7 protein-coding genes are annotated in these 10,541 nt (G+C 37.9%); 2 read left to right on the plus strand and 5 right to left on the minus strand.

What is annotated here, in order from left to right:
• Positions 1-202: 202 nt before the first annotated feature.
• Positions 203-1,876 (minus strand): methyl-accepting chemotaxis protein, encoded by a 1,674-nt coding sequence (locus tag ABH968_RS24480; RefSeq protein ID WP_370048205.1) that lies wholly within the window; start codon positions 1,874-1,876, stop codon positions 203-205.
• A gap of 393 nt (positions 1,877-2,269) precedes the next feature.
• Here ABH968_RS24480 and ABH968_RS24485 point away from each other — a divergent pair, with 393 nt between their 5' ends.
• Positions 2,270-3,439, plus strand: coding sequence for an FtsW/RodA/SpoVE family cell cycle protein (locus ABH968_RS24485; protein ID WP_370048207.1), 1,170 nt, complete (start codon positions 2,270-2,272; stop codon positions 3,437-3,439).
• A gap of 399 nt (positions 3,440-3,838) precedes the next feature.
• Here the strand turns inward: ABH968_RS24485 and ABH968_RS24490 are convergent, their stop codons facing one another.
• The 3 genes from ABH968_RS24490 to ABH968_RS24500 are packed head-to-tail and all read right to left on the minus strand — an operon-like array spanning position 3,839 to position 8,185.
• On the minus strand, positions 3,839-5,197 hold the full coding sequence (locus ABH968_RS24490; protein WP_370048209.1) for an aspartate aminotransferase family protein: 1,359 nt from the start codon (positions 5,195-5,197) through the stop codon (positions 3,839-3,841).
• A gap of 24 nt (positions 5,198-5,221) precedes the next feature.
• Positions 5,222-6,751, minus strand: coding sequence for a CoA-acylating methylmalonate-semialdehyde dehydrogenase (locus tag ABH968_RS24495; RefSeq protein WP_370048210.1), 1,530 nt, complete (start codon positions 6,749-6,751; stop codon positions 5,222-5,224).
• A 24-nt stretch (positions 6,752-6,775) separates the two neighbouring features.
• A complete protein-coding gene (locus ABH968_RS24500; RefSeq protein ID WP_370048211.1) occupies positions 6,776-8,185 on the minus strand; it encodes an amino acid permease in 1,410 nt (469 codons plus the stop codon).
• A 360-nt stretch (positions 8,186-8,545) separates the two neighbouring features.
• Between ABH968_RS24500 and ABH968_RS24505 the strand changes: the two genes are divergently transcribed.
• Positions 8,546-10,114: a PucR family transcriptional regulator gene (locus ABH968_RS24505; protein ID WP_370048213.1), complete on the plus strand. Its 1,569-nt coding sequence runs from the start codon at positions 8,546-8,548 to the stop codon at positions 10,112-10,114.
• A gap of 3 nt (positions 10,115-10,117) precedes the next feature.
• Here ABH968_RS24505 and ABH968_RS24510 read toward each other — a convergent pair.
• Positions 10,118-10,541 (minus strand): hypothetical protein (locus ABH968_RS24510; RefSeq protein ID WP_370048215.1); only part of this gene is annotated, 424 nt, incomplete at its 5' end.

A 10,541-nucleotide genomic window follows, 5' to 3' on the forward strand; every position in this document is an offset into this window, starting at 1 on the left:
CGTAAAATCCTTTATCATCAGTATATGAGACCTATAAAATATTGTGCTAGCAAAACAAACAAAATACATATGTACATCTCAAAAGGACAATTATTCATTTTTTCCACATAGGAGCAATATTAATTTTCTTCGATGAAATGATCCTTGCACCTACTAGTCTAAAAAAGAACCTTCTTTATATACAAAGAAGGTTCCATTTGTTCTAAATTGAGAAACGCTTTACGGCTATTTGTAAAACTTTTGATACCTTATGTAGCTCTCTAATATAATCATGGAATTGCTGCTGCGCGTTTAATTGATCGGCTGTTAAAGTAGCTACATGTTTAGTTGATGCTGCATTCGTATCAGAAAATGATGTTAACATTACCGCATCTTCACTAACCTTTTTCGTATGGTTGGCAATTTCTTGAACGGTTGCAGATACTTCCATTATATATGGCTTAATTGTATGTACTTTTTCTAAAATTTGATCAAAGCTTGTTGCCGTATCCCCTGTAACTTGCACACCCTTTTCAGTTGCAACTAACACACCTTCCATCATTTGCACAGCATAGTTAGAATCTAAATGAATGTTTTGTACAATGGACGTAATCGTTTGCGTTGAATGAACGGTTTGCTCCGCGAGCTTGCGAACTTCATTGGCCACAACCGCAAATCCTTTACCATGCTCCCCTGCTCTAGCAGCCTCAATAGATGCATTTAAGGCTAGGAGATTTGTTTGCGCGGTAATTTTTTCAATCACCTCAACCATTTGATCGATTGTAGCCGCTCTCTCTACAAGATTAAAAATGGCTGTATTCGATTTTTCAACTGCAAGTTTAATTGCCTGTATTTGTGTTAAATTTGCCTGTACAATTTCCGTACCACTTTCTGCATCACGTGCAGTTTTATGAGCAAAATTTTCTACAACCTGTACTTTTTCTAAAATTACTTGCACACCCTTTAGCACTTCCTCTAAAGATGCTGTATTAGAAGCTAATTTTTTTGTAGAAGCAGCAGTTGAATCTGAAATGGACTGCACATCCTTTGCAATTTTGTACGTCGTGTTAGACGATTGCTCGGAGGATTCCTGCAGTTTCCCAGTCATTTCTTCAACCTCATGTGCACTATTTGATACTGTATGAAGTAGTCTTTTCATCTCTGTTACCATTTGATTGTAAGACAATACTACCTCACCAAGCTCATCCTGCGCCACATAACTGGCATTCGCTGTGAAGTCACCCTGCTCTGCACGCTTTAATAATGACTTCAATTGACGTGTTGGTATATTCACAGCTTTTGTTGCTATAAAACCTATACAGATTACTAATAAAACAACAAATAAACATACTCCTCCTAATAGCCAATAACCAAATTGCACATCTTTCTGGTATGCCTGCTGCTGTTCCTTAGCTCCCTGAACCAAATAGCTTTGAGTTTCTTCTAATAATGAATGACTTTGCTTGCTTACAGGTAAATAAGACTGAACATAAAATTGTTGTTGTTCATTTTGACCCAATTGCTTATAGCCATCAATCAATTCTACTTGCTGTGCTAGTAAGGTCTTAAATTTCTTCATCTGATGGTTCATCTTTTTATCAATCTCTAGACTTTCTAAATGATTGAAAGACTGCTCAGCATTTTTTAAAATGACAGTCATTTCTTGATAAGCCCCAGCTGAATCCACTAAATAATCTAATTTTCGTTGTGATTCCTCTAGTTGATTTAACCATCCGATCGGTACAAGTCCTTCTGTATAGCTTTCACTTGCATGCCATGACATTTTCCGTAAATAATCAACACTAAAAATACCTAGCAACACGTTCGATAGTACACAAACAATCATCAGCACAAGTAACTTGTCCTTCACCATTATGTATCGAAAAAAATGCATCATCCCTGGCTCCTTCTCCAACTCTTACCAATAATGATAGTATGAAGATATAAAGCCAGTGTTATGTTTTTGTAAAGATTACACGAAGAGTTGCGAGATTATACCGATTTACTCCAACACAAAGTTACTATATTTAACAACACATTCTGTTTCAGCGTTTCGCTTTCGCATATAACACACTCGTAACCCTAAGAGCACTCACCAGAAGAGTTCAGGAAATAAACCAAACGTGATTGTAATAATCCATAAATCTACCCATATAGAATCAAATGTGAAATTAATATATTAGTAAAATCGGTTTACAATTTGTAATTTTTGTAATACTTATTTAACTTGCAACCTTCTGTAATTCCTTATCGTTGTCTATTAATAGTGTGATAAAAAGGAGGTGTTTGAATGTTACAAATCAATAAATTGGATAAAAGTTTAGTCATTAGCTTGGCATTGCTCGGTATTATTAGTTGTCTCTTTGTTCATTCCAGCAGTACGGTGTTTGAGCAGTATACAAGCTCGTTTATTATAAAGCAGTTATTTTATTACCTAATCGGATTTTTAATTATGTATGGAGTAGCAACGCTGGATATTGAGCAACTAAAAAAAATTGGCTGGCCATTTTATTGGGCGATGGTCTTGTTAACTTTCGGCTTATTTATTGCGCCTGAAAGTATTGCCCGAACTGTAAACGAGGCAAAGCGTTGGTACCAAATCCCAGTGTTAGGATCTATTCAGCCGTCAGAGTTTTTAAAGTTCGCGTTTTTAATCGTTGTCAGTAAGGTCATTGTTGCACATCGAGAGAAATATGTGCGCCCAACCTTTTTAACAGATATGCGACTCCTCTTCATCATTGCCGTTATCACTCTTCCACCTACGCTTGCTGTTTACAAGCAACCTGATACGGGCATGGTCATGATTTATATGTCGATGATTGTACCGATGATTTTCTTTTCAGGTATACAAAAAAAATTGCTGATCATCTTTACAGCCATTCCAGTATCAATTCTCAGCGTTGTGGCTATTCTTTATGTAAAGTTTAATGAATTTTTCACAGATAAAATTTTAAATAAATTATCAGGGCATCAAATTTCTCGAATTTACGGCTGGTTGCAGCCTAATGAACATCCAGATTCATCTTATCAAACTAGGCAGGGATTTTCGGCAATTGGTTCAGGACAGTTTACCGGAAAAGGTTACATGAACAACAATGTCTATGTCGTGGAAAAGCATACAGATTTCATTTTTGCCAACATTGCTGAAGAGGTCGGGTTCATTGGAGCGGCATTTGTTATTACTCTTTTATTTTTTGTTATTTACCGTATCGTTCTCATTACAGTAGAAGCAAGGGACCCATTTATGACGCTGATGGGAGCAGGTATTTCTAGTTTATTAGCCTTCCAAATTACACAAAATATCGGTATGACAATTGGACTTTTACCTGTAACAGGTATGACATTGCCATTTTTAAGCTATGGCGGAAGTTCACTCATATCCAATTTCATGTTAATGGGCATTGTGATGATTATCTACAATTCTTATAGCGGTTATATGTTTAAAACAACAAAGGAGTAAGGTGAAGGTGTGTATGGATGATACTTTAAAAAAGAGAATTTTTATCTTCATTCAGTAGAAGATCCCTACCTTTGAAAGGTGAGATGAACACGGATGTGGTTCCTTTTTAGCGAGCATCCAACACCTATTGAATGAAGATAAAGCCTCCGGCGGATGTCACGGATTTTGAAAGGAACGAATTGTGCGAGCACAATTCAAAATCCGGACGCAATTACGCCAAGGCGAAATTGATTATTACTGTTCCTAACAGGAGTTGTTTTGTTCATACTCATAGTTCGCCTCGCCTTTCTTATGCTATAAAACATTCAAAAAGCTGTCTCTAAAGTTTACTTAAGAGACAGCTTTGCTTTTTAGTAGTAATTTATCTAAACCAAAACGAGTTAGGTGGGTTCCTATTAATTAAAGCTTCACTTTATGAATACTATCAATGACAACTTTTATGATTGTATCAAGATCCTCTTGTACAATATTAAGTGGCGGAGATAATGTTAATACGTTATTAAAGCCTGCAACAGTGGCACCATTTTTACCGATAATAACACCCTGCTCCTTACATGCAGCAATAACAGCATTTACTTTATCTACTGGTAAAGGCTCCTTCGACGTTTTATCTGAAACTAACTCGATGCCAATTAATAAACCTTTGCCTCGAACATTACCAACATTCGGGTGATTACTCAATGCTTGCTGAAGTGTTTGTAAAGTAGCAGCTCCAATCTCACTAGATCTTTCAAATAATGCTTCTCGCTGAAGAATCTCAATATTTTTCAGTGCGACCGCACATGCGACTGGTGATCCGCCAAATGTATTGACATGACGGAAATAACTGTATGCATCAGACTCAGTAAATGCCTCATAAATTTCTCGTTTTACAGCTGTAGCTGATAATGGTAAATAGGCACTTGTAATTCCTTTTGCCATTGTAATAATATCTGGTTTTACACCGTAGTTCATAAATCCAAATGGCTTACCTGTTCGACCAAAGCCACAAATTACTTCGTCTACAATCATTAAAGCTCCATGTTTTTTACACACTTCTTCAATGCCCCTTAAATAGTTCTCCGGAGGCATGATGACGCCCCCACCTGTAATAATTGGCTCTAAAATCATTGCGGCTACTGTTTCACTTAGCTCCCACGTCATCGTCTTATCTACAGCCTTGACGCTTGCTAAATCTGTTGGGGCAAGTGTATCACTTTCATGTTCCCGATATTGATCAGGTGGTGCTACATGGATAAAGCCAGGAGATAATGGTTCATATTTATATTTTCGTTCCGCTTGCCCTGTCGCAGCCAATGCTCCAAAAGAACTTCCGTGATATGCACGGTAGCGAGAAATAATTTTATAGCGAGAGCTTTCCCCTTTTTGTTGATGATACTGACGCGCAATTTTAAACGCAGTTTCATTAGCCTCTGACCCACTATTAGAGAAGAAAATAACATAATCTCCACCAAGCATTTCATTAATCTTTTCAGCTAGTTCAACTGCTGGTAAATGTCCCTGCGATAAAGGAGCATATGCATTTTTCATCATCTGCTCATGTGCTACATCTGCTAATTCCTTGCGTCCATAGCCTACATTTACACACCACAATCCTGCCATTGCATCGATGTATTCAACTCCATCTGTATCAACAATCCTCGCACCATTTGATTTTTCTACTACATATGTCGCTTGTGGATTGTAAGGTTTCATTGAATGCCATACATATTGTTCATCTTTCTTTAAAATATCACTTTTAAGATTTACTTGAACCATATCTATACACCCCTTTATGTTTTTTCACTTATTCGCATCGTTATTGCTTGGGAACGCAAATGAGCTTGTCGTATCCTCTGTTTCATCTGGCCAGCGTTCAGAAATCGTTTTTGCTTTCGTAAAGAATCGTGCTTGGTCTGGTCCAAACATATGCCCTTCGCCAAACTTAGATCGCTTCCATCCGCCAAAATTGTGATAGCCAACCGGAATTGGAATCGGAACATTAACGCCTACCATACCTACTTCAATTTCTTCTTGGAATTTACGCGCCGCCGAACCGCTGCTCGTAAACATCGTGACACCATTCCCAAGTTCGTGGTCATTAATTAAATCAATAGCTTCTTGTAAGGTTTCAACGCCTACAATAATACGCACAGGACCAAAAACCTCCTCTTTAAAAATAGTCATTTCTGGAGTTATATTATTTAACAATGTCGGACCAAGATAGAAGCCTTTAGATGTTTCACATATTTTTGGATTTCGGCCGTCCGTTACAAGATTTGCTCCTTCCGCAATAGCACCATCGATATATCGAAGAATGGTATCTTTTGATTGCTGCGTAATAACTGGACCAAAGTCTACCTCCTCATCTGTATATGGACCAACCTTTAATTTCAAGATTTTCTCCTTTAATATTTCTGTAAAGCGTTGTTCAGTATCTTTCCCAACGACTATCGCTCCTGAAATGGCCATACAACGCTGAGACGCCGCTCCATATGCTGCACCTAAAAAGGCATTAGCCGTTTGCTCTAGATTTGCATCTGGCATGACAATCATAAAGTTCTTCCCACCACCAAACGCAGCGACACGTTTATTGTGCTTCGTCCCTGTTTGGTAAATATACTCCGCAACAGGTGTTGATCCAACAAATGAAATTGCTTGTATCTCTTTATTTTCAAGCAGTTCATTAACCGCTTCTTTATCACCATTAACGACTGTCCAAATTCCATCTGGCAGTCCTGCCTCTTTCCATAACTTACTTAAAAATAATGCTGAGATCGGCACACGCTCAGACGGCTTTAAAATAACTGCATTTCCTACTGCAACCGCCATACTTGTAATCGCTAGTGGAACCATAACAGGGAAATTAAATGGCGCAATTGTTGCCACAACTCCAAGTGGGGCTTTTGCAGAGAAGGCATTAATATTACCGCCTACATTAACCGAGTATTCCCCCTTCAGCATTTGAGGAGCACTTATTGCCATATCTACGGATTCAATGCCACGAATAATTTCGCCCTTAGCGTCTTCCTTCGTTTTCCCACTTTCCTCACAAATCGCTTCAATAAGCTCATCCTGTCTTTCTACTAATAACTGACGGAAACGATGCAAAACCTCGACTCGTTTACCAATCGATGTCTTTTTCCATGAAGGGAAAGCTGCCTTCGCTAGCTGGATAGCCTGCTTCACCTCATCTCTAGTAGCTAACGGAACTTGCGCAATGACCTCACCTGTTGTTGGATTATATACTTCCGAGTAACGACCACTAGTACCGGCTGTTTCAACACCATTAATAAAATGTGATAACGTTTTCATTTTTTGCTGAACTGTCATAATTTCCCCACTCCTCGTTTATTGTTATTCAAAATCCAATTTTTCCTTTTGAAAAATAGAACTTGCTTCATCTACTGGGTTAGGTGACTTTTTCTTTTGTGTAACTAAATAGAAAATCATCACGACTGCCACTACAATGCATGTAAATAAAATTTGAGAACGCATCGATTCAATAAAAAACATAGCGACTAGCAAAGCTGTGATAACCAATATTGTGAAATACGTTAAATATGGGAATAACCACATTTTCACTTTTAATAGCTCGGGATTTTCTTTCTCAATTTTCCGTCGCATTTTTAATTGTGAAAAAGCAATGATTAAGTAAAGAATCAACGTGATTGCACTACATGAACTAAGTAAAAACATAAATACTTTATCTGGTGAAACATAGTTCATGATAACGGCAATATAAGAGAAGAATGTCGCTGTTAATATGGCATTAACAGGTGCTCCCTTTTTATTTAATTTCAAAAATGCTTTTGGGGCCTCCCCCTTCTCCGCTAAAGAAAACACCATTCGAGATGTTGCGTAAAGCGCGGAGTTTAAGCACGATAAAACCGCTGTTAAGACAACAAAATTCATAATTTGTGCAGCTGCGGGAATACCGATATAATCCAAAACTGCTACATAGGGACTTGTTAAAATATCTGAGGAATGCCAAGGTAATAATGTGACAACTACCGTTATTGATCCAACGTAGAAAATCAAAATACGCCAAGTAATTGAATTTGTAGCTTTTGTCACCGCCGCTAACGGTTCGTCAGATTCCCCTGCTGCAATGGCAACAATCTCCGTGCCCATAAAGGAGAAAATAACAATGACTACGCCCATCAAGACAGCACCAAAACCATTTGGTAAAAAGCCACCCTCACCGATTAAATTGGCAGTACCTACCGCATCAAAATTAGGGGCGATACCGAAAATAATAAATGCACCAAGTGCCAAAAAAGCTATAATACTTGTAACCTTAATAAGAGAGAACCAATACTCAAATTCACCAAAAGCTTTTACGGAAACAACATTTGTTAAAGTAAGTGCTACGGTTAATAAAAGACTTAGTAGCCATAAAGGGATCCCATCATACCAATATTGAATAATCGCAGCTGCTGCCGTTGCCTCTAAAGCAATGGCGACAACCCAGAAAAACCAATATAACCAGCCAATCATAAAACCAGCCCACGGACCAATTGCTTCATGAGCATAATGCGCAAAAGACCCACTTGTTGGATTGACAGCTGCCATTTCTCCAAGCATTCGCATGACAAGAATAACGATAATACCCGCAAATATATAAGATAAAATTGCGCCAGGGCCGGCTAAGTTAATCACTGAGCCACTCCCCATAAATAGACCGGCTCCGATAACCCCTGCAATAGCGATCATCGTCATATGCCTTTTCTTTAACCCTCTTTGTAAATGCGTCTGTTGCTCCATATCAGCCCACCTCTTTTATTAGATTGGAATACCGCTTACAAAAATTTTACATGTTACATAGAAACGAAGTAATAGACAAACTGTAAAATTCTATACATTTGTTTTAAACATAATGTAAAATAGACTAAAGATTCTAAAAACATAATATTTTCGTTTATTTAAGCAAAAATCGCACGTCAATAAGAAAACCAGAAATTAGTCTATGATCAATTATGCCTCGGCATAATTGCGTCCGGAATCGGCTTTGTGCTTGCACAAAGAACTCCTTTCCGATTTCCGTGACATCCGCCGGAGGCTTTAACTTATTTCAGCGGATGTTTGTACATCCGCTGAAATAAGTTAAAAGAAAGGAGGATAAAAATGAGTCAATTTAAGCTTCAAGTGAAGGATGTATTAGAAAATACATACTTTCAAAGTGCGGAGGTCGTAGCTGGTGAGGATGGATTATTACGAATTGTAAAGTGGGCCCATGTCATTGAAATTATACAAGTAGATAATTTTCTAGCTGGTGATGAACTGGTTTTAACAACAGGGATAAGCCTTCAGCATAGCATAGAGGATTTTATCTTTTTTGTAGAGTCCTTAATCCAAAAAAATTGCGCTGCATTGTGCATTGAATATGGGACTTCCATACAAACCATCCCAGAAGTGATTGTAGCTCTTGCTAACCTTCACAGCTTCCCTATTATCGTTTTTCATGACACTGTCCCTTTTGTCCGCATTACACAGGATTTACATAGTCAAATTATGAATCAACAATATTTAATGATCTCTACTTTAGAATCCTACTCTCAAACATTAAATAAAAATGCTCTATTAGGGCAAACCGCAGAAGAAATTTTACAAAATATGTATAATGAATTAATGACACAAATTATCTTTTCTATTAAAGGTCGAGAGCCTATCTTTTCTCCAAATATGCCTCATAATAAGCGCCAACAACTATTAACGATGAAAAAATCAGCACCAGTATTTAAAAATGAACCAATCTTTATTTTTGACCAGCATTATGCAGATTTAACGCTCTATAGAGAGGATGGTTTATTCTCAGAGTTTGAATTACTTATTTTAGACCGCACAGCTACTGCATTAGCACAGCTGTTAATGAGAGATTTTTATATTGAAGAGAAAAGGGACATTGAGGATGCCTCTATTTTAGCGGATTGGATCGATCAAAAACTATCGAAAGAGGAGATTTATAAATTTATCGTAACCTATCATTCTAACTATAAACTTTCTAGCGGGGCTGTTTTTATTTTAGCAACGCCTAATGCCGTCTCCAAGGTGCAAGAGGATATTATTTATAGTAAGCTCTACTATCGCAACCTTTTTGAGCAAAATGGATTTATACCATTTTTATTTGAAAGAAAAAGCTATGTCATTTTTATTTTACTCCATACGAAGGATAGTAAATCGAGTCGCGAATTATTAAATACGTTAGTTTCTTCCGTTCAGAAAACTGATTTTTATAAAAAACAAATGGTCCAAGGTTATCAAGTAGCCATTGGCAAAGTCGTAGCAGACGTAGAAGAAATACCAAAGAGCTATCAAACGGCACTCGAAACATTGTATATTTGCAGTAAAGTACAAACAACATCTTATTTTTACGATGATTTACATCTGTATCACCTCATCTATAAATTACAGATGCAAGTAAATTTACAGGAAGTAATTCAAGATTATTTACAGCCTGTCATTGAATACGACAAAAAATATAACAGTAAGCTATTAGAAACTCTGCAGGTATACTTGCAAACGAATGGCTCCAAACAACAAACAGCCAATCAACTGTTCATCGTACGCCAAACACTCTACCATCGCTTAAAAAAGCTTGAAACTCTCTTAGGGGAAAATTTCATGAAGGGCCACAATCGGATTACACTTGAATTTATGTTGCTTGCTAATTCTTTAATTGAGGAGAAAAATTAATTTCTAGTTGTTGATTGGGTTACCGGCGATGTTGGCCGAGTTAGCGGCGTTGTTCACCGGGTTTGCGGCGTTGTTCGCCGGGTTTGCGGCGTTATTCACCGGGTTTGCGGCGTTGTTCGCCGGGTTTGCGGCGTTGTTCTCTGCGTTAGCGGCGTTGTTTGCCGAGTTAGCGGCGTTGTTCGCGAGTTTAAAGGCGATGTTCTCTCGTTTATCAGCAATGTTCTCTGGGTTATCTGCGATGTTCACCTGTTTATCAGCGATGTTCATCGGTTTATCAGCGATGTTCACCTGTTTATCAGCGATGTTCACCTGTTTATCAGCGATGTTCACCTGTTTATCAGCGATGTTCACCTGTTTATCAGCGATGTTCACCTGTTTATCAGCGATGTTCACCTGTTTATCAGCGATGTTCACCTGTTTATCAGCG

This window comes from Lysinibacillus sp. RC79 (assembly GCF_041262405.1).
Taxonomy (GTDB): Bacteria; Bacillota; Bacilli; order Bacillales_A; family Planococcaceae; genus Lysinibacillus.